This window comes from Blautia sp. LMAG:89, from assembly GCF_008679485.1.
Taxonomy (GTDB): domain Bacteria; phylum Bacillota; class Clostridia; order Lachnospirales; family Lachnospiraceae; genus Blautia_A; species Blautia_A fusiformis.
The window spans coordinates 859,082-878,080 of the sequence record NZ_NANC01000004.1; the positions used below are offsets into that span (position 1 = coordinate 859,082).

The following is an 18,999-nucleotide window of genomic DNA, read 5'->3' on the forward strand; positions in this document are numbered from 1 at the left end:
CAGACAGAACACAAGCAATAGCAAAAAAATAAAAGGCATCCCACGCGCTACGCAGGACACCCTCCATCATGTTTTGGTTCATTGGGAAGCTCATCCGCTGCTTCTTGTATTGCCTGTTCCACCTTACTTGCATTTGCTTCAATCAATATCTTTAACAGATAGTCGGCGGTTACTTCCGCAGTGTTTGGATTATGGAATCGATAATTAAGTTTTCTCTTTTTCATAGCGGAATTTCCACCTCCTCCCGTATGTCTTTGTCCATAACTATGAAAATGTTTTTTGAAATAGTCCTGCCAAATGCCATTCCTGTTCAACTTAAATAGATGCCGGTCAAAGGGGCATCCCTGTTGTAAACCACCGCTGTAAACAAACTCCAAAAAATCTAATTCTTTTTGTTTTTTCAGTTTTCTTTCCTCAATACCAAATTACTCTTATATATCTGTTTACTGTTTACAAATTCTACAAGTCAAAGCAATATCCATAGAAAAAAGTGTAAACAACACGCCAACTACCGTAAACCTGACTGGCATTTTACTGGAAAGGTAACTCCACCTGCCGGGCTTCCTTCTCAGTAATCGGATGCCAGTCATTTTCATTTTTTAAGTCTTTTGCGTCTCGTTTACAGTTTTCGTTTACACATACCCACGAACGCTGTGTACCGTAATCCTTGAATCTTGTCATCGTCCCCTGTTTCCAACCCACAATGCTTGTATTCATGATTTCACAGATGCGGTCTGTCTCCGCCTTCTTCGGCTTTACATAAGGATTGTCCAGTGCCTCTTTAAAAAGCATCAATGAACAGACTTTTCTGTCTTCATGTTCATCCAGCCATGCCTGTATCATTCCGGCTTCCGTATCATCCGCCATGAACTCCTGCCGCAGTTTATCAAGCTGTGTTTCTGTTTCCTTTGAAAACGCCAGTTTAAAATTTCCATTACGGTACAACATCATTGCTTCCGCCCACACCTGATCAATATACTGTCTGGATTCCTTCTCATTTTCGAGGATATGAACCTCCATCTCTGCCCGGTTCGTCTGAACCGGAACGAATCTTCGATTTCCGGTACGGTCAAACGGCAGGAATCGCTTAATATTGGATGTTCCTCCAAATACACATTGCCTCGGACGATCAAGAGCATATACTGCATAAGAATCCCGATAAGTCTCTTTCTGCCTGCTCAGAAAGCTCTTTGTTTCCTCAATACTCTTAGAGCGTGCCGTTGCGACCATTTCAGACATTTCAATCATCCAATGACCACGAAGCTGACAATAAACTTTTTCCGAATCCAGTTTGCCGATGTCATCAGTGAACCAGTCATCCTTTACTGCCATGAAACGAAAAAATGTAGATTTTCCCACGCCCTGACCCCCGACCAGACAGAGCATATATTCAAACTTAATTCCGGGGCGGAACGCACGGGCAATAGCTCCCAGCAAAAACATTTTCATACTTTCATAGGTCAACTCATCCACAGGTGCACCAAGAAAATGATGCAGCACATAGCGGATACGTTCCTGCCCATCCCATTGCAGACTGTTCAAATAATCCCGGACAGGGTGATATTTGTTCCGATCTGCCTGATGGACAATACTTTTCTGCACAATCTTATCCATCGTCAGACCGTAAGTCTCTTCCAAATAAAGCATAATATAGTTCAAATCCATATCTGTGAATGCCGGGCTTATCCGTTCCCACCACACGGGTTTTACAATGTCTGTCTGCTCAGTCAAAATATTGTGCCGGAATACATCTTTTAACAGAGGATCATGTTCTAAAATTAGCTTACAGTTATGCCGATTGTTTTTCACAGCACCCTTCTGTGTCATTTCCAGTTGTTCTCTGATTTCCTCTACTGTCAACTCCGTTTCCATTATATCCATTACTTCGCACAATTCCTGTCGTGTCTGTGGTGATAAAGTCTGAAATTCTCTGTTCAATCGCTGTCACCTCCTTCCCATGAGCCACCACTACGGCAACTCGTTCTTCTAATGTGCCTGATAATAATGTATCCAACAGGTACTCTGTTTCTGATATTTTTTCCAATGCCTCCATAAACAGCGGATGCCAGACATCTTCCACCTGTTTCGGAGCACACTCTTCTTTCCACTGTTTCAACAAATGCAGGTAATCTGCCAGTGCACGGAAATATCTATTTTCTGCCTGCAGATACCTCTGTTCCTGTGTTAGCTGTCGTTTGATTTGTTTTCTCTGTGGCGGGCTGTGCCCCATGTTCTCATAATGTATAGAAAAATCTCTTGCCAATTTCTCTGCCGCCTCTTTTGGTTTTAAATTGTACAAGTGTGCCGTAAAATCAATCACATCCCCATCTGCCTGACATCCGAAACAATGAAAACGCCTGTCCACTTTCATGCTTGGATTCTTGTCACGGTGAAATGGACAGACCGCCATTCCATTCTTGTTTACCCGTATTCCATAGCTTTCTGCAGCCTGCCGGGTAGTCACAGACTGTTTAACTGCTTCAAATATATTCATCCTTTTCCTCTTTTCTTTACATCACAACTCCATATCGTTCCTTCCCAATTTAGTTCTTCCTTCGTGTTCCCATCGCTCTCGGTTCTCCTGTTCCGCAGTAATTTTTGCTTTTGCCAGCCTATCCAGAATGGAACTTCTGGCTTTTTTCTTAATCTGTTCGGTATTCACCTTTTTGACTTCCGGTTTTATCAGCGTGGTCTGGATTGTTTTAACTGCTGTCTGCATAGCTTTTGTAATTTTGGTAATTACTCCGTCCAATCGACTTACAGCATAAGTTCTTTCTTTTTGGGAAGCCTTGCGCTCAGGGGAAAGCACCCACGCCTTTGACTGTTCTACCAGACGAATGTCTTCTTTATGGGTTTCCACTCTGACCTCATCCGTCACAACCTCCACAGCTTTGTCGTAAGCAATATCTGAAACTTCATCGATCAAAGCTTCTACTTCTTCAATTTTCAAAGTAAGTGTATCCAGTATTTCTGTCTGGTTTTTCATCTGTTCCTTTTGCTTAAACAGGATATAATCCTGCTTTTCAAGATAATCTCGCCCTCCATAAGACGGTTCTTCTTCCAGATGCAACCCGTATTTTCGAGTTATATCAAAAAGCATTGTCCGGCAAATAGCATCAAAAGTCTGCTTTCGATTATTATTGCGGCCTTTAGGTTTATCCGGTTTTGGAAGTGCAATCCCTAATTCTTCCAGTGCTTTTTCCTGCTGGGGACAGATTTCCCCGTACTTATTCTCACAATCAAAAACATGACGTTCATGAATGTGCGGCGTTCCTTCGTCCAAATGCAGTGCCCAGTCCAGAATATGGACATGAGAACCGAACCGATTTGTGAACTGCTTTGTAAAGTCCTGTACGACCGCAAGTAATATTTCATAGGAAACAGATTCTTCTACTGTTCCTATTTGAAAAATAGTTTCCTCTGGACAGGTTTTATTGTTCTTTAGTAAATCTTCCACAGATCGGTTACGCTCTGTATGACGGGTTCTTGCATTTCTTTCATTCTGCGCTTCTATATATTTTCCATAATGTTCCTGATAAAAAGTACATTCAATTTTCTCAAAACTGATATCCTGAGAATCTTCTTCCCTGTTCTGCATTGTGGTATAGCCACGGTAACAGTCCCAGTAAATATTTTCTCTGACTCTTCCAGCATCAATATGTTCACTGTTTTCCAAGTCGAAACGGCGATCATTATGCCTGGGATTATAAGTGCCATTTTTCCCGGAGCGTCCATTGTGTCTTGTTGCTTTCAATAATTTTCTTGCCCTCCTTTTTCACGTTTTTCCAAATTAAATAAGGCAGCGAAGCTGCAAACCTGCGTGAATTTGCGTCAGGTAATACCCAGTACGAGTAGACGCACGCATCAACTCACTGGGCAATGGCTGCCGCCCTTAACCTGCACAAAAGACTTCGCTCTCCGCTCTGCTCCAGATTTAGTTACTATTCTCCGGCACCCTTCCATTCCCCTTTGCCATCCATTCGAAAAAAGCAATTTTACTAACCTTAATTAATCTGCCGCTTCGAAATGCCGGAAAACCGGGTGTATGAACCAGTTCATAAGCCGTTACTCTGGAAATCCCCATAATCCGCTGAATATCAGCCACATCCAGTACAAGAGGCAGTTCATCATAATTGTTTAATCTCTTATTTTCACTCATGTTGTTCCTCCATTTTTGATCTCATTTTTTTAGCTTCTCATTGCCGTTTTCTCTTTCCTGTTTCCTGAGTCATACTGCTGTCAAGGCATACAACACGTCATCCATTCGGATGCGCTCACTTCTTTTATCGAAGGTCATGGCGGTTTATCTCAGGTTAGACGGTCATAAAGTTGTCAAAGTACACTGCATAGTACGAAATTACCATTCAATCGTATCTTATCAATCTCATCTTGACTTTTCAATACTTTCGCGATACCATAAATGTAACTAATATTATATTTTTTAAAATTACCATACAAAACAGGAGCAAATAGAAATGGCTTATCAATTTATAAGGCAAGAACCTTGCTACGACCACATCCTCTTCGTTCTGGCATTGGATAGAGACAAAATGAAGGAGCGAATTTTAATCGGAACGGAACAGCAAATCCGTTTTCGACTGGACGGAAATAAAGATAACGATGTCATATATGATATAACACGTCCTCTAGGACGTTTTCTGATAGATTTTGAATATGATAAAGAAAAGAACTGGAATATATATGGACTTGCTCCCCTACGTGATGCATTGCACACTAACCGTTGGAAACAGCCTGCACTGGAACAGACTGCTGGTGATTTTCTGGCAAAAAAATATCTCACCGGTGATCCGGTGAGAATGTATGCTACATTCCGTATTTGGAATGAATATCTTGTTACAAGGGAATATCGTGACCGTAATACTGCCTGTGATCGTTTTATAGAAAAAATCCAAATTTTGACTCAGGCATTCCAAACAGAAAATGTCATGAATTTTAATTCTGATACCGGAAAACCAGAACGTTTTCATACTGGCAGTCTTTATTTCCGCAACACTCCTGCTGAAATCACTCGACTTGAACTTTGGTTTCCGGATAATAGGCGCAGAACAGAATGCGTAGCTGCCTATAGCTCTTTTTATCCGCTTATCACTTATTACTTGAATCGACTGAATGACTGGGGCCTTTGTTTCCGTCAGTGCAAAGTCTGTGGAAAATATTTTCTGGCAAAAAGCCAGCGTTATGAACTGTGCAGTGATAAGTGCCGTAAAGCACAGGCACTTCAAAACAAAAGGGAGTTTGATGAACGAGCCAGAGAAAATAACTATGATCTGCTTTATAAAAATGAATGCCAGAATTGGCGTAATAAAATCAATAAGTCCCAAAAAACTGCTAATTTTCCGATTGAACGCCTGGAAGAAATGAAAAATGCGTTTGACCTTTTTAAGAAAGAAGCTCTGCAGCGTAAGAAAGCTGTAAAGGCAGGAGCAACCAGTCCGACAGAATTCACAGACTGGTTGTATCAGCAGAGCAATATTATCTTAAAACTCAGCAAAATCTGAATCCATCCCTGTAAAGGAAAGGCAGCGAATTTACTCGCTGCCTGCCTTCTCATTGAACTTGTATCCTACACCCCAGACGGTTTGAATATATACCGGGTTACCCGGATCATCTTCTATTTTCTCACGAATATGACTGATATGGCTCATTACTATATTGTAATCGCCAAAATAGGATTCTTTCCAGACTATATCATAAATCTGTTCTTTACTAAATACTCTTCCTGGATTTTGTGCTAATAACTGCAGGATTTCAAACTCGGTGTAAGTTAATTCTATTTTTCTATTATCACGAACGACTTCTCTCCGTTTCAAATCAATCGCTATACCCTTATGCCATATTTTCGATTGAAATTGTATTTCCTGAAAAAGAAATTTCTCTCTGCCGGAATCTAACACAGAAATAACAGAATTTACCAAATCTTCCTCAGCTCCCTCGAATGATACCAGCAATATTTTTCCCACCTAATCGTCCTCGTTTCATTTAATACTAACTTAATGTTTCGCCTCTGAAGTATATCCATCAAATGTTTCCGCTTCCGGATTAAATTCAGTAAATAATTCCTGCATTCTATTTTTGCTTACTTTTTGAAAGCTGCTGATCTTTCCACTTTTGTCTCTCGTTACTTCAATGTACATAGTTCCGTTGCTGTTAGAAAAGATTCCCCTTCCCTCATCATATAAATCTGCTATAATCTTACCATTATAAACCCAGTTTCCTTGAGCATCACAAGATACTCCATAATCAGCATACTCCTGTGGAACAGCAATATTAAGACCTTTTCCCTCTTCACTGCTATATTCGCCCATGTCATCAGCCGCTATGTTCTCACTTCCTCCTTCTTCAAAAACAGATCCTTTCATTTCATCTGCAGTTACAGCTTCTCCGCCGGAACTTTCAACCAATACTGCCGGTTCTGACCAAAAATCATCTGATAACGGTTCTGCCTTTACGTCTGTGATGGTGCCATAGTTTTCCCTTTGCACTTCAACTCGAAGCGTACCTCCACGTTTGGAACTTATTGTATAAGTACCCGGCTTAAACTCATCCCGGAAATATCCAATGGTCTTTCCATCATACATCAGAAATCCTGTTTCTTTCTGGTAAGTTATTCCCGCTTTTGCATATTCAGAAAGCTGTTCTTCGCTGAATACATTTTCATTACTGTCTTTATTTTCGGTGACCGTTTCTGCTTCCTGCTTCGCATATTCTATATTTTCCGGAGAATATGCCATTGTAATTCCCACTGCATCATCAGATGATTTCGACAACTTCATCCCATCTTTTATTTTTTGAAGATTATCCTCATAAAGTGCAATCGTCTCATCTACCTTTTCCTGTGTCCATACAAACCATCCGTCGCCGCCTGTATAAGCTTTTTCACCAATCATAGACTGCAGAACTTCTTTTTCCTCGTCCAGCCATTTCGCATACTCTTCTGCTGTCCACCATTCCACATCCGAACTTGAAAGTGATTCATCTTCCCGGATATTCACTTCGTTTAAAGCAACTGTTGTTTCACCGTTTTCTTGCGCTGTCTCTGTCTTTTTCTCCAAGGATGATGCGGAAGTTGCAAATCCACCTGTCACGCAAATTACCAATACTGCACTTATAATTACTGCAAACTTAGATGTCTTCTTTATCTTCATAATTGCTCTTATCCTCTCTTCAATCGCATTTTTACTGAAACTGTTACATAATGGTGTCAGTCCGCTCTTTTTTTCTTCCATAGATATTAAAGCAGTTGCATATACCGACTTTATATCCATTCCAAATCTACGGACTACGGTTTCGTCACAGGATAATTCCAAATCTCTGTTAAAAAGAATATACATTACCCACACAAGAGGATTAAACCAATGAATGCATACTGCAGCAATCATTATCAGCTTTGTAAGCATATCAAGCCGTCTGATATGCACATATTCATGTTCCAACACATAACGAAGCTGATAAATATTTTTCCATTCTGTATTTTTCGGCATTAAAATAACTGGGCGAATCACACCATAAGAAAGTGGTGCAGCTATGGTTTCTGTCTGCCGGATGGATAGACTCCTTTTTAGTGGATGTTTTTCCTTCCATGCTTCCAAAATATCATTTTCAACAGGCAGCGAAAATCGAAATTCCCGATAACATTTTATATAGGAAACCGCAAAAAATCCAAAACAAAGTAACAGACCTGCCAGCCATATTACACTCAAAATCGAAATGGATTCTGTTCTCTGTACCATAGCCTCTGATAATCCATTTGCTATCTCAGGCATATTCCCATGAATGGGTAAAAATGTTGTCGTTTGCGCCGTTCTCACTGGGTTTATATCAGAATAAATACTCTGCAACAGAGAATAAATACTTGTGACTGATTTTATGGAAAATGGAACTAATAACCGTATTAATGCAATCCACCATAAAATCAAAAATGTTTTCTTCGGCAATCTGTTGATAAGCACAGCCCTTAATACCACAATAAGTAAAATAATAACCGTTCCCAGAAAACTCATTTGCAGCAGGCTCATATACATCACCTCATTCCAATTCACTGACGATCTGCTTCAGGTTCTTAATCTGCTCCATAGAAAGTTTTTTTCTGCCAAGAAGTGCCGCAAACAACTTGTCAACAGATCCATCATATATCTTATCAATAAGTTCATCTGTTTCCAGATCCTGTACCTGTTCTTTTGCTATAAGCGCATGGCACATAAATCCCGGTTCCGTTCGTTCAATCGCGCCTTTATTGATACACCGCTTAATCAATGTATACGTTGTGTTTTTATTCCAGCCGACTTCTCTGTTTAAAGTATCTGCAACATATTTCGCTGGCACGTCACCATCCTTCCACAGAACATCCATTACCTTTAATTCCGAATCAAAAAGTTTGATATTTTCCTCTGTCACTTGTTTCGCCTCCTATAAGACTACAGTAGTCTGTTCTTGTTTTCAGACTACCACAGTCTTATAACATTGTCAATCATTTTCTGTCGCTAGGAAAAGAAAAACAGCCAGCCTTTCGGCTGACTGCTCCATACTAAATATAAACCATTTCGTTCAGTACAATTTCTTCTGCTCTGTTTCTAATATTATTACACCGTTGTACCCAAAGCATAGCATCTTTCCGCTTCAATTCCTCCGTCACTCCCTCAGCCGCTTTCATCTGATCAACAATACACGTAAACCGTTCCTCCGCTTGTTCGTCCAAATCCTCCAGATAGCTCCAAAGTTTTCCGGTCAGCAGTAAACTGGAATATCTACCGTAGCACTGCTTTTTCAGATACTCCCTGTGCATTCGTCCCCACTTACCGATAGATCGCTTTTCCTCCGGCAGCTTCAAGTCTGGGATATAATAATCCCCGACAAGTACATAATCAATGCCATTCTCCGTAATTCTTGTTTTCAAATCCTTCATGGTTCGTTCCTCCTTGGTTTTTCTTATTCTATTACCCAAACGAACCGTTCTATATTGTTACTTCCATATGTACCGTACTCTTACTGATCCCGAATTTCTTAGCTGCCTGCCGCACCGTAGCCTTTGTTTCAACAATATATCCTGCGATCTCAACTGCACGTTCTTCAATATAATCCTTCACTGCCAAGCCCCCGAAGACGCTTTTTTACAGTGTATGCGGAGGCTTTTTCAGGTATGAGCCCTATTCTATGCAAAGCTCCTTATAATAATTTAATTCTTTTTCGCCTGCTTATAAAGCACAAGACAGACGATCACAAACACAACCGTAACCGCTACGGTAAGCGGAAGGATCATAGAAGAGCCCGCCCCGAGCAGAAGGCCAAATCCCTGTCTCAGCGTCAGGATTCCAAAGATGGAAAAAATAACAAATGCAACTGTATTGAGGATTCCCTCCGGTGCCTTGCTTTTCAGAAGATATCCGATCAGAAGTCCGATCACATCCGCTGCAAAAAGTCCCAGTGAACAGGCAAGCCATACCACAACCGCTGAACTCAGTCCCTCATTGGCACCAAATGTAATTGCGGTAAGCTGTGTCTTATCCCCCAGCTCCGCAACAAAAAATGTACAGAATACAGACAGCGGTGCAAATTTGATCTTACGATCCTTAACATTCTCCTCCTCATCATCGTCACCCTTCAGTGTTGTCACCGCAAAAAACAGGAACGCTACACCTGCGATCAGACGGATCAGCCAGGTAGGGACCACGGTACTGATAATACCTCCTGCAAGCACTGCCAGTCCGTTGAGCACCAGGACAGCAACACCGGTTCCAAGCAAAATATCCTTCAGCTTGAACCTGGAAGTCATTGCCACCAGCATCAGCTGTGTTTTGTCACCCATTTCCGCAATAAACTGGGTAAAAAGCACTTTCATAAATAACAGCATTTTTCTTCTCCTTTGCATATTCATCCGCTCCGGAGCCATAAAAAAAGACCCACGTATACTTTATCTCTGTAACAGAAATAAAATATACATGAGTCTCATTCTTTAAGATTTGCCAGGTGCATGCACCAGTATGTTGACAAACCACGTCTACACGCGAATTACTCCCTCACGGAATTGATTTTCGTCATTGTAGCAAAGTTGAGAAATTTTGTCAAGAGCATCAGAAAGCTCCGCCTGTGCTGTACAAGAGAACCGGCGATTCATGCCGACACCACTAGAAATCCCTGCCTGCACCGCCACCGCCGAAGCTTCCTCCGTCTCCGGAGCTTCCACTGTCGTAGCTGTCATAATCATCGTCTCTGTCATCGTCATTGTCGGAACTTCCGCCGCTGCTTTTTCCCCCTCTTCCCAGGAGCCAGCTCAGCGGAAACAGGGAATTAAAGAGCCGATGCAGTACATTCATACGGCTGAAATTCTTTTTCCAGTAGTCTGCGGTATCCTTTCCCGACAATTTCATTATCAGGCCCTTCAGAACCAGAACCATAGTTACGATAAGAAATACAGGCAGCATCACGCACAGCAGATATGCGCCCACCATGAGCAAAACGATCATTACAAGCCCCAGCGCGATCTCCCAGACAGTTCCCTCATCCTCATCGTCGTCCACATCCTGCTGCACCTTCTCATACCTGGGAGCTGTTATCTTCTCCAGGCCGTATTCCTCACGGATCTCATTTAGCAGTGCATAATAAAGCTCCACGGTACCTTTTTCAAACTGATTGTCTTTATAGGATGGAACTGCATATTCATCCAGAAGTCGTCCGGTCTTTGAATCAGGCAGCTTTCCCTCAAGACCGTAGCCAACAGATACCCAGACTTTACGGTCCGAAACCGAAAGGACGATCAGGACACCATTATTTTTCTTCTTTGAACCAATTCCCCATTTGCGGCCGGTTTCCACTGCATAATCACTGATGTCTTCCCCATCGGTGGTATCCACGGTAAGGACAACCAGCTGCGCTGTGGTATCCTCATACAGCTGCTCACCAGCCTTGCAAAGCTCTTCCTTCCAGGTATCGCTGAAAACCCCTGCATAATCATTAACATAGAATTCTTTTGTGGCAGACGGGATCTTCCCGAAAGCTGCCAGCGTACTTCCGGACAGCGTCAATACAAAAGCCAGCAGCACAGCCATCCGTCCGATCCATTTTTTCATAGGATATTCTCCCTCTATCCGTTCTTTCATTTCATCAGAACAATGGTCTGATCTTATCACTCTGCCAGCATATCCCCTACATCCGGCGTATCTGCTGCTGAATCATCGGCCTCAAAATACGACGCCTTCTCAAAGCCAAGCATGGAACCAAATACATTCCCGGGGAATTTCACAAGCCTTGTGTTATAAGCTTTCACAGCCTCATTATAATCTTTTCTCGCTACAGAGATCCGGTTTTCACTTCCGGACAGTTCATCCATCAGGCCCACATAAGTAGTATCACTTTTCAGTTCCGGATAATTTTCCACCACAACCTTCAGACCAGAAAGTGCACTGTCCATCTGCTGATCTGCCTCAGATTTCTCTTCCACGGTATCTGCATTCATCAGCTGGTCCCGCGCCTCCAGAACCCTGTCAACAACCCCCGTCTCATGCTTCGTGTAACTTTTTACCGTGCTGACGAGATTCGGGATCAGATCTGCACGTCTCTGCAGCATGGTATCCACATCAGCCTCTGCAGTTTCCACAGCTTCTTTACTTCCGGCAAGCCCGTTGTAACTGAGCATAAGTCCTCCGGCAAGGACCACGATCACTGCAATAACAGCCAAAAATACTTTCTTCATCTCTTTTCCTCCCTTCCGATATCACAGATAACCTTTCAACCTGCAATACAGGATTTTTTATATCCCTATTGTACCAGAGCATACAGGATTCCACCAGAAAAACTCACCCTTTTCGGTCAGAATTTTTCTGCTATTTCTATAAGTCCCTGATATATTTTTTCGGAAAGCGGAATGGAAACACCAAGTCTCTTCGCTTCTTTCACAATATAGCCGCTGAAGGTTTCCAGCTCCGTCTGTTTTCTCCGGATGCGAAAATCTCTCTGCAGGGAGCTGGTTGCATTATCTGCATGTACATGGCGGAATTTATGGATCACCTCATTGATGTGCTCATCCGTCAGCGCAACCCCCTTGGCCTGACCTACACTGGCAGCTTCCCATACAAGCTTCTCATACTGCTGCGCTTTCACCGGATCTCTGCGGAGCTCCCCGATGGTATTATCATAAAAAGCAGTCATCACATTAAAGGCACAGTTGAGGATATATTTTCTCCAAATCTCCACCTCGATATCCCCCTGATCCTTATAGTCAATATCCGCACCTTTCAGGATCCCTGCCACTTCTGCAACTTTCTTCTGCTGCCGTTCATCCGCATCTTTGATTCCAATACAAAGCCACGTAAACGTATCCTGCTGGGAAATGGAAAAATCCTCATTGGCAAAAGCCACCGTATAGATCAGCGAATCCACAACCGTTCCCTTACCAACCAGACGGCGGATGTTTTCTCCCGGGTCCACACCATTCATCACAGGAATGATCACTGTGTCATCCGTGACCATGTCCCGGATACTTTCGCACACCTCAGCCAGAGAATAATTTTTTACACAGATAAAAATATAATCCTGCTGTCCCATATCCTGAATTGGAACTACCCGCTCTGGCTTTGCCACGATCTCGCCCTTATAATCACTGTGAAGCACCAGGCCTTTTTTCCGGATGCTCTCTGCCCTGGCGCCACGTGCAACCATCGTCACATGCGGATACGCCTTCGCCAGCAGCCCGGCTATGTAACCACCAACACCACCAATTCCGATCACTGCGATCTTTTTCTTTTCTGTATTCATATTTTCTGTTTCCTTTCCTGCTGTTTCTCACTGAGGACTTACCCTCCCCGGAAAAAATGTGGATATTCACGATCCACATTGACAAACAGCATGGATATTCACAATCCGCATTCGCTACCTGCTCATTGTATCAAATATTCCCATACATTTCCAGAAAGCAATTTTCAATAATATCCTGTTCGAAAAAAATACAGAAACTTTTTATCCCGTCTTTTTTTGTCCCGGATTCTGGTGTATACTGGATATAAATTTTTTACGAAAAAAACAAAAATGTGAGGTGACAAAAATGGATACCAAACCCGTTTTTCACGGAAGTGATATAGAAAAGATCTGCAGCTACTACAATCTGAAAAAAGAAAACATCGTCAAATTCGGTGCAAATGTCAATCCTCTGGGACTTTCCCCAAAAGCCGGCAGAGCCATTGCAGAACACGTGGATATCCTTTCCTCCTACCCGGACAGAGAATACACATCCCTTCGGAATACGATTTCCAGCTACTGCAATATTCCCGCTGATTTCATCCTTCCGGGAAACGGCTCCAGCGAACTGATCTCCCTTCTGATCCAGGAGCGTGCCCCGAAGCACACTCTGATCCTTGGGCCTACCTATTCTGAATACTCCAGAGAGCTCTCTTTCTCCGGAAGTACCCAGGAATACTACCACCTTCAGGAAAGCAATGATTTCGAGCCGGACATTCCGGATCTCTGCCGGAAGCTGGAGCAGGGCTATGATTTTCTCATCCTCTGCAACCCCAACAATCCGACCTCCTCTGCCATCACCCAGGAAGAGCTTCGCAGACTTATCGGTTTCTGTGCAGAAAAAAATATCTTCGTGATGATCGACGAAACCTATGTGGAATTTGCCCCGGATATCAACACCATCACCGCAGTTCCGCTGACACGGGAATTCACCAATCTCATGGTACTCCGCGGCGTATCCAAATTCTTCGCTGCTCCCGGAATGCGCCTGGGCTACGGCATCACCGGAAATATGGACTTTCTTGCAAAAATGCGCGAAAAACAGACACCATGGTCACTTAACAGCCTTGGTGCCTTTGCAGGAGAGATCATGCTGCAGGATGAAGATTATATTAAAGAAACCAGAAATCTGATCCTTTCCGAACGCGACCGGATGATCCGGGAGCTGAAGGATACAGACACCTACAAAATCTATCCCGCCTATGCAAACTTTATCCTGCTCCGGATCCTGAAAAACGGACTGACCTCCTATGACGTATTTGAAGCCTGCATCAGACAAGGCATGATGATCCGTGACTGTTCTTCCTTCCAGTGCCTGGACGGGGAATTTGTACGATTCTGTATCATGCTGCCGGAGGATAATTCACGGCTTGTTAAAGTGCTGAAATCGCTGTAGTCCTCAAAGTTTTTCTGTATAACCTGCGTATACAAACGGGGCAGCACTCCGAAAACACCTCAAGAAGCATTTATTTTATGAACTTTTTCATTCTGGCAGCAATCCTTCTGCTGCTCATTCCATCCAGGCCTGTGGAATTCAATCCGGAATATATCTCGATGAAACAGACCAACATCATCCGCGGATTTTTTCTGCTGCTGGTATTCATGATTCACTTCTGCCAGTACATCCAGATGAACGGCCCCACAGACCGGATCTTCCAGTTCTGGCGCCCCCACTCCGGCCAACTGGTAGTCACCCTGTTCCTGCTTTATTCCGGATACAGTGTCTTCGTCTCCATCATGAAAAAAGGCACGCCCTACGTCCGCCGCATCCCAGTTCACCGAGTGCTGCGGACACTGGTGCATTTTGATCTGGCTGTACTGCTTTATCTGACAGCCTATTCTTTCATGGGAAGAACCTTTTCCCTGCAAAAAATTCTCCTGGCACTGCTGGGCTGGGAAAGCCTCGGCAACAGCAACTGGTACATTTTTGTCATGTTGATCCTGTACCTCATCACCTGGCTCGCATTCCAGATCTTAAAAAACAACCCTGTACCCTCTCTGCTTTTCATCACAGTTCTGACCGTGATAAGCATGTACATCCTGTCCCTCCACAAAACCGACTACTGGTACAACACCATGCTCTGCTACCCCGCCGGCATGTGGTACGGATTCTTTAAGGAAAAAATTGATGTAAAATTAAAGGCCACAAAGAATTACATCCTTGCAGCCCTTATACTCCTGGCCCTGCTCCTCGTGGTTTACAAAACCCGCCAGTAGATCTGTATGTATGCCATCGGCGCTGTTGTATTCGCACTGGTGGTTGTGATGTTTACCATAAAAATGCAGCTTGGAAATTCACTCCTGGAATTCACCGGAAAGCATCTGTTCGGATTGTATATTATGCAGAGACTGCCTATGGCCCTGCTGCAGCATACTGTCGTTGGAGCAAACGCTTATGTTTATGCAGTGGTCTGTTTTCTGCTTATGTATTTGGTGGGGATTGGGTTTAGCTGGGTTTGTGAGATGGGGGATGAGAAAGTACTGGGGAAGATTTTTTCATAGACTTTGTAGAGGGCAGAGCCAGAAAGCTCTGTAACTGTCAGGATATTTTTGTTTGGTGCTGTCAGCTCTGAGCAGAAAACGCATACCGCTAAATCAGAATGAATGTACCGCCGATTTCAGAATAGGCGTACCGTTCAAGCAGAATTTGCAGCTGATCAATCCTTATAATTTGCCTTTTATTTCAACCACAACTTTTCCATGTGCTCCCAATGCTCCATATGGACCAAAACATACAACGACTTTTTTTCCGAGTTTAATATAAAACTGAAAGTCTGAATACTTCATTTTCATAACATAAGAATACCCCTGGCCGGAAAGTTTTTTCGAATATGCTGTTGCTATATTTTTCTTTACATTACTTTTCTTTCCAGACGCAACATCTTGAACCGCCAACTTCTTTCCGTCTTTAAGACGATATGTTAAGCCATATTCTCTGCTTTCTCCAACTCCCCCTGCATACCACTCAGAGGCAAATCTAAAGCTTATGTAGCCGAATTGTCTCAGAAGTACTTCACAGTCGTAATTATAATCCGGAACTTAAAAAGCTGGTGAAGGGTGTTATGATTGAAAGCTATCTTCTGGAGGGCCGTCAGGATATCAGTGATCATATGACTCCTGGCTGTTCCATCACAAATCCTTGCCTCGGATGGGAAGATACAGAACGGCTGATTTATGATATTGCTGAGAAATGCTGATTTTTATGGATAATACAAATGTGAACAAATAACTATTCATAAAACAATAAACAGAACGAAATCCGGCTGACAGTCTGTGGATTTCGTTCTGTTTTCTAATAGTTTCTCTATAAAATAATACGTTTCGCAGGATACAATGCCCTATCGCTCCATTCTGCTTTTCTGCAATCCAAAGAAATAATATTTTTCTCTGCACAGACATTTCTGATCAGTTCTTCTCCGTTGTCTGATGTAAAAAGTGCTGTGATTTCTTTCGTCTCTCCAACACTCCTTACACAGCAATCTACCAGTTCCGGAATCTGAAACAGTAATTCATCCATTTCTCTCATACTTTTTGACTGGTCGATGCGCCTTACAAAATCCAGACGCTTTATCTCACTTCCACAGATACATTTTCCGGGGATAATACGTGTATGGTCGCCGGTCCTGTATCTGATCAAAGGCTGTGCCTCCATCCCAATGGTTGTGATCACCAGTTCTCCCCATTGACCGTCAGGCAGAACATTTCCCTCTTTATCTATGATCTCTATGATACAGTGATTCTCTCGCATGTGCATGCCCTCATGAGCCTGACAGCAGATCGCGCCCCCAAGTCCCATCTCTCTGGAACCATAATGAGGCCAGAGAGGTGTTCCCAGAATTTTTTCTATTTCTTCCATTACTGTTTCCGAATAGGCATCCCCTGATATCAGTGCTCTCTTTATACTTCCTTTTCCACACATTCTAAGCATGGAAAGCAGTGCTGTCGGCATACCTACATAAGTGTCCGACTGTTCCTCTTCCAGAATTGTTTTTAACTCACCATAGGTTTTATTGTTCCCGGTTAAAAGGGGGTGTGCACCTATACGTCTGATTGCCTCTGCGATCAGCTCTCCCAGTCCAAAAGGACCGGAAAACGGCATAGCAACCATAGTCCGGCTTCCCGGATAAATAAACTCACCAAGTCCGGCCATAAAAAGTTCTATGGTATGTTCACAATCTCCTTCTGTATAAAATACACGTTTACCTGCACCGGTTGTTCCACTTGTCTGTTCTGAAATGATCCTCTGTATTTCTCCCTGGGAGCACAGTAACATCCTGCCCCCTTTCTGAGCAAGGTCGGATTCCGTTGTAAAGGGAAGGTTTTTCAGATCAGCAAGGCTTTCCAGCCTTTCTGGCAGATCTCTGTAAAAACCCTGCCTTTCTTTTTCTTTTTTCAAAACAGCATTCAGTTTATCCAGCTGTATTTTGTTTATTGCTTCCCTTGTAATATCTGTAATTTCTTCCTGCTTACAGATCATTGCATCTATATTGGATCGTTTCACTTTCTGTATAAATAGGTTCCTTTCAGATTAGTCAGATTATATGCACAGAACGGCACCATTCCATAATCAGGATCCACTTCACAAATATAACAACGTTTCAGACGGTCAAGATCCAGATTCCAGGCATCCTGAAAGATCATGCCTGATACTGCAAAGGTTTCATTATGTATCCGGATCAGAAACTCATCCAACGCATCTGTCTGTGTCATTTCTCCTTCATCATAGTTTTTTGTACTGTAGCTCCACTGATTTTCCACATACTGTCTGGAATCATCACTGGTGGTACAGCAGCATCCTTTTCCTGATTTTTTTTCAAGAAGCTTCAGTTCCCGCTCCCCTTTTCTCAGATAACTTGCATGGAAGGAGCAGTAGGGATTCTCTGCTCCGCCGCCTGCAAAATCCTCAATTTTCATCAGTCCCTCTGTCTGTTCTTCCATAAGTCTCAGCATCTTTGGTATGGTAATGGGATTTGTGGGGCGCTTCTGGGAACATCTGCCAAAATAACTGATAGGCTGAAAATGTACGCCACGGACAAAGGGCATATGATTCAGACCAAATTTCAGGATATCCCCTACCTGCATATCATTTACTCCCGGCGCTATGACCGGCACAAGAGCAATACCAAGCTCTGCTTCTGAACAGTTTAAGATCGCCTTTTTCTTCAGTTCCATCATAGCCTGCCCACGCAAAGTCTCATAAACCTGATCTGTCACACCGTCAAACTGAAGAAATACTGTATTCAGTCCTGCTTTTTTCAGCTTTCTGGCATATCCATCCTCTCTGGCAAGCCGGATCCCATTGGTATTTAACTGAAAAAATGTAAATCCTTTTTTTCTTCCCATATGTATGATCTCAGGCAGATCATCTCGCATGGTTGGCTCTCCTCCTGAGAGCTGTATATTAAAAGGACCTCCGTGAGCCATCAGAAAATCATACTGTTTTTCTATTTCACTGATAGGAATATCTCCGTTTTCCCCGCCTTCTCCTGCTGAAGCAAAGCAGACAGGGCAATGCATATTACAGCGTTTTGTGACTTCCAGGATCATACAGCACCCTTTTCTTTCATGTTCCTCACAGAGTCCGCAATTATCCGGACAGGATTTTTCTTTAACCTTCGGATTTACAGGAGTTTCCGCTGAGAGATTTTCTCTTCCCCAGGAAAGATAATCTGTTACATTTCCCTCCCAGATCAGAGTCTGAAATTTCCCATGCGCATTACATTCTTTTACCAGATAAATCCCGTCTTCACCAATACACTTTTTGGCAGGAACTACCTTCATACATTCCGGACAGACACTTTTTGTTTTGCCAATGGTGATCAAAGCTCCAGTACCTCCCGTTCTGTCAGTATTTCCATAACTTTTGTATAAGTATCTGCAATAAGTCCGGGACATTTCTCCATAATTATGCCCCAGTCCAGATGAGTGATATCCTTACAGTAAAAAGCTCCAAATTCTTCTTCTGTCTTTTGGCGGAACCACTGATATAATTCCTGTACAGCCGGCTTCATCTGTGTATCTTCCTTCTCTTCAGGAGCCAGATTGCCGAGAAAATATCCGATGGCACAGGCACTTCCTGTCAAACACCCACAGGTATCTCCACAGTAACCAATTCCTCCTCCAAGGCCTCCCATTGCCTTTACAAGCTGTGGATTTTCCTCTCCTATGGTTTCCAGAGTCATGATCATAATGATCTGTGAACAATGATATCCCATGCTGCCTAATTCCATTATTCTTTCGTAAAGATCCATA

At 42.9% G+C, this 18,999-nt stretch carries 21 protein-coding genes and 2 pseudogenes; 5 read left to right on the forward strand and 18 right to left on the reverse strand.

What is annotated here, in order from left to right:
* Positions 1–47 precede the first annotated feature (47 nt).
* The 5 genes from CCC70_RS07865 to CCC70_RS07885 form a co-directional block, all read right to left on the reverse strand.
* A complete protein-coding gene (locus CCC70_RS07865; RefSeq protein ID WP_171030313.1) occupies positions 48–224 on the reverse strand; it encodes a hypothetical protein in 177 nt (58 codons plus the stop codon).
* Between the two features lie 307 nt (positions 225–531).
* The gene (locus CCC70_RS07870) at positions 532–1,881 is read right to left on the reverse strand and encodes a virulence-associated E family protein (protein WP_008707132.1); all 1,350 of its coding nucleotides are present in this window, start codon (positions 1,879–1,881) and stop codon (positions 532–534) included.
* Positions 1,790–2,494: a CHC2 zinc finger domain-containing protein gene (locus CCC70_RS07875; protein WP_008707134.1), complete on the reverse strand. Its 705-nt coding sequence runs from the start codon at positions 2,492–2,494 to the stop codon at positions 1,790–1,792. The genes CCC70_RS07870 and CCC70_RS07875 overlap by 92 nt, the downstream gene beginning before the upstream one ends.
* Positions 2,495–2,515: 21 nt before the next feature.
* Complete coding sequence (locus tag CCC70_RS07880; RefSeq protein ID WP_008707136.1) at positions 2,516–3,754, reverse strand: hypothetical protein; 1,239 nt, start codon at positions 3,752–3,754, stop codon at positions 2,516–2,518.
* A 180-nt stretch (positions 3,755–3,934) separates the two neighbouring features.
* Positions 3,935–4,159, reverse strand: coding sequence for a helix-turn-helix domain-containing protein (locus tag CCC70_RS07885; protein WP_008707138.1), 225 nt, complete (start codon positions 4,157–4,159; stop codon positions 3,935–3,937).
* A gap of 316 nt (positions 4,160–4,475) precedes the next feature.
* Here CCC70_RS07885 and CCC70_RS07890 point away from each other — a divergent pair, with 316 nt between their 5' ends.
* Positions 4,476–5,519, forward strand: coding sequence for a DUF6076 domain-containing protein (locus CCC70_RS07890; RefSeq protein WP_025577902.1), 1,044 nt, complete (start codon positions 4,476–4,478; stop codon positions 5,517–5,519).
* A 30-nt stretch (positions 5,520–5,549) separates the two neighbouring features.
* On the opposite strand, the gene CCC70_RS07895 is transcribed toward CCC70_RS07890, so the two are convergent.
* The 9 genes and pseudogenes from CCC70_RS07895 to CCC70_RS07935 all read right to left on the reverse strand — a co-directional run bounded on the left by CCC70_RS07895 (position 5,550) and on the right by CCC70_RS07935 (position 12,768).
* Entirely contained in the window at positions 5,550–5,981 is a 432-nt protein-coding gene (locus tag CCC70_RS07895; protein WP_020993285.1) for a winged helix-turn-helix domain-containing protein, read from the reverse strand.
* Positions 5,982–6,011: 30 nt separating this feature from the next.
* A complete protein-coding gene (locus tag CCC70_RS07900; protein WP_020993286.1) occupies positions 6,012–8,036 on the reverse strand; it encodes a M56 family metallopeptidase in 2,025 nt (674 codons plus the stop codon).
* A 10-nt stretch (positions 8,037–8,046) separates the two neighbouring features.
* The gene (locus CCC70_RS07905; RefSeq protein ID WP_008707144.1) at positions 8,047–8,415 is read right to left on the reverse strand and encodes a BlaI/MecI/CopY family transcriptional regulator; all 369 of its coding nucleotides are present in this window, start codon (positions 8,413–8,415) and stop codon (positions 8,047–8,049) included.
* Between the two features lie 130 nt (positions 8,416–8,545).
* Positions 8,546–8,923: a TnpV protein gene (locus tag CCC70_RS07910; protein WP_008707145.1), complete on the reverse strand. Its 378-nt coding sequence runs from the start codon at positions 8,921–8,923 to the stop codon at positions 8,546–8,548.
* A 55-nt stretch (positions 8,924–8,978) separates the two neighbouring features.
* Positions 8,979–9,104 (reverse strand): annotated as a pseudogene (locus CCC70_RS07915) (sporulation transcriptional regulator SpoIIID); the annotation flags it as partial.
* An 89-nt stretch (positions 9,105–9,193) separates the two neighbouring features.
* Positions 9,194–9,868, reverse strand: coding sequence for a TMEM165/GDT1 family protein (locus CCC70_RS07920; RefSeq protein WP_270390991.1), 675 nt, complete (start codon positions 9,866–9,868; stop codon positions 9,194–9,196).
* Between the two features lie 274 nt (positions 9,869–10,142).
* Positions 10,143–11,084: a TPM domain-containing protein gene (locus tag CCC70_RS07925; RefSeq protein ID WP_270390989.1), complete on the reverse strand. Its 942-nt coding sequence runs from the start codon at positions 11,082–11,084 to the stop codon at positions 10,143–10,145.
* Positions 11,085–11,140: 56 nt separating this feature from the next.
* Positions 11,141–11,707: a LemA family protein gene (locus tag CCC70_RS07930; protein WP_227574244.1), complete on the reverse strand. Its 567-nt coding sequence runs from the start codon at positions 11,705–11,707 to the stop codon at positions 11,141–11,143.
* A 116-nt stretch (positions 11,708–11,823) separates the two neighbouring features.
* Complete coding sequence (locus CCC70_RS07935) at positions 11,824–12,768, reverse strand: ketopantoate reductase family protein (RefSeq protein ID WP_270390986.1); 945 nt, start codon at positions 12,766–12,768, stop codon at positions 11,824–11,826.
* Positions 12,769–13,054: 286 nt separating this feature from the next.
* Here CCC70_RS07935 and CCC70_RS07940 point away from each other — a divergent pair, with 286 nt between their 5' ends.
* The 3 genes from CCC70_RS07940 to CCC70_RS07950 all read left to right on the forward strand — a co-directional run bounded on the left by CCC70_RS07940 (position 13,055) and on the right by CCC70_RS07950 (position 15,249).
* Positions 13,055–14,143, forward strand: coding sequence for a pyridoxal phosphate-dependent aminotransferase (locus CCC70_RS07940; protein WP_270390984.1), 1,089 nt, complete (start codon positions 13,055–13,057; stop codon positions 14,141–14,143).
* A 77-nt stretch (positions 14,144–14,220) separates the two neighbouring features.
* On the forward strand, positions 14,221–14,964 hold the full coding sequence (locus CCC70_RS07945) for an acyltransferase family protein (protein ID WP_270390981.1): 744 nt from the start codon (positions 14,221–14,223) through the stop codon (positions 14,962–14,964).
* 6 nt (positions 14,965–14,970) lie between these two features.
* Positions 14,971–15,249, forward strand: a complete 279-nt coding sequence (locus CCC70_RS07950) for a hypothetical protein (RefSeq protein ID WP_270390978.1) — start codon at positions 14,971–14,973, stop codon at positions 15,247–15,249.
* Positions 15,250–15,411: 162 nt separating this feature from the next.
* Here the strand turns inward: CCC70_RS07950 and CCC70_RS07955 are convergent, their stop codons facing one another.
* Positions 15,412–15,642, reverse strand: a complete 231-nt coding sequence (locus CCC70_RS07955) for a hypothetical protein (RefSeq protein WP_270390976.1) — start codon at positions 15,640–15,642, stop codon at positions 15,412–15,414.
* Between the two features lie 98 nt (positions 15,643–15,740).
* On the opposite strand from CCC70_RS07955, the pseudogene CCC70_RS07960 reads away from it, so the two are divergent.
* Positions 15,741–15,944: pseudogene (locus CCC70_RS07960) on the forward strand (3-deoxy-7-phosphoheptulonate synthase); the annotation flags it as partial.
* Positions 15,945–16,051: 107 nt separating this feature from the next.
* Here the strand turns inward: CCC70_RS07960 and CCC70_RS07965 are convergent.
* From CCC70_RS07965 to CCC70_RS07975, 3 genes are read right to left on the reverse strand one after another with little or no spacing between them, the layout of a single operon-like run.
* Complete coding sequence (locus CCC70_RS07965; RefSeq protein ID WP_287084611.1) at positions 16,052–17,224, reverse strand: DVU_1553 family AMP-dependent CoA ligase; 1,173 nt, start codon at positions 17,222–17,224, stop codon at positions 16,052–16,054.
* 20 nt (positions 17,225–17,244) lie between these two features.
* Positions 17,245–18,570: a radical SAM (seleno)protein TrsS gene (gene trsS, locus CCC70_RS07970; protein WP_118626291.1), complete on the reverse strand. Its 1,326-nt coding sequence runs from the start codon at positions 18,568–18,570 to the stop codon at positions 17,245–17,247.
* The gene (locus CCC70_RS07975; RefSeq protein ID WP_118515213.1) at positions 18,567–18,998 is read right to left on the reverse strand and encodes a DVU_1555 family C-GCAxxG-C-C protein; all 432 of its coding nucleotides are present in this window, start codon (positions 18,996–18,998) and stop codon (positions 18,567–18,569) included. The genes trsS and CCC70_RS07975 overlap by 4 nt, the downstream gene beginning before the upstream one ends.
* Position 18,999 lies beyond the last annotated feature (1 nt).

Excerpts from the sequence above, each read along its gene's own strand:
- CCC70_RS07865 (WP_171030313.1), bottom strand. The coding sequence starts at position 224 with ATGAAAAAGAGAAAACTTAATTATCGATTCCATAATCCAAACACTGCG.
- CCC70_RS07870 (WP_008707132.1), bottom strand. The coding sequence starts at position 1,881 with ATGGATATAATGGAAACGGAGTTGACAGTAGAGGAAATCAGAGAACAA.
- CCC70_RS07875 (WP_008707134.1), bottom strand. The coding sequence starts at position 2,494 with ATGAATATATTTGAAGCAGTTAAACAGTCTGTGACTACCCGGCAGGCT.
- CCC70_RS07885 (WP_008707138.1), bottom strand. The coding sequence starts at position 4,159 with ATGAGTGAAAATAAGAGATTAAACAATTATGATGAACTGCCTCTTGTA.
- CCC70_RS07890 (WP_025577902.1), top strand. The coding sequence starts at position 4,476 with ATGGCTTATCAATTTATAAGGCAAGAACCTTGCTACGACCACATCCTC.
- CCC70_RS07900 (WP_020993286.1), bottom strand. The coding sequence starts at position 8,036 with ATGAGCCTGCTGCAAATGAGTTTTCTGGGAACGGTTATTATTTTACTT.
- CCC70_RS07910 (WP_008707145.1), bottom strand. The coding sequence starts at position 8,923 with ATGAAGGATTTGAAAACAAGAATTACGGAGAATGGCATTGATTATGTA.
- CCC70_RS07920 (WP_270390991.1), bottom strand. The coding sequence starts at position 9,868 with ATGCTGTTATTTATGAAAGTGCTTTTTACCCAGTTTATTGCGGAAATG.
- CCC70_RS07925 (WP_270390989.1), bottom strand. The coding sequence starts at position 11,084 with ATGAAAAAATGGATCGGACGGATGGCTGTGCTGCTGGCTTTTGTATTG.
- CCC70_RS07930 (WP_227574244.1), bottom strand. The coding sequence starts at position 11,707 with ATGAAGAAAGTATTTTTGGCTGTTATTGCAGTGATCGTGGTCCTTGCC.
- CCC70_RS07935 (WP_270390986.1), bottom strand. The coding sequence starts at position 12,768 with ATGAATACAGAAAAGAAAAAGATCGCAGTGATCGGAATTGGTGGTGTT.
- CCC70_RS07940 (WP_270390984.1), top strand. The coding sequence starts at position 13,055 with ATGGATACCAAACCCGTTTTTCACGGAAGTGATATAGAAAAGATCTGC.
- CCC70_RS07945 (WP_270390981.1), top strand. The coding sequence starts at position 14,221 with ATGAACTTTTTCATTCTGGCAGCAATCCTTCTGCTGCTCATTCCATCC.
- CCC70_RS07950 (WP_270390978.1), top strand. The coding sequence starts at position 14,971 with ATGTATGCCATCGGCGCTGTTGTATTCGCACTGGTGGTTGTGATGTTT.
- CCC70_RS07965 (WP_287084611.1), bottom strand. The coding sequence starts at position 17,224 with ATGATCTGTAAGCAGGAAGAAATTACAGATATTACAAGGGAAGCAATA.
- CCC70_RS07975 (WP_118515213.1), bottom strand. The coding sequence starts at position 18,998 with ATGGATCTTTACGAAAGAATAATGGAATTAGGCAGCATGGGATATCAT.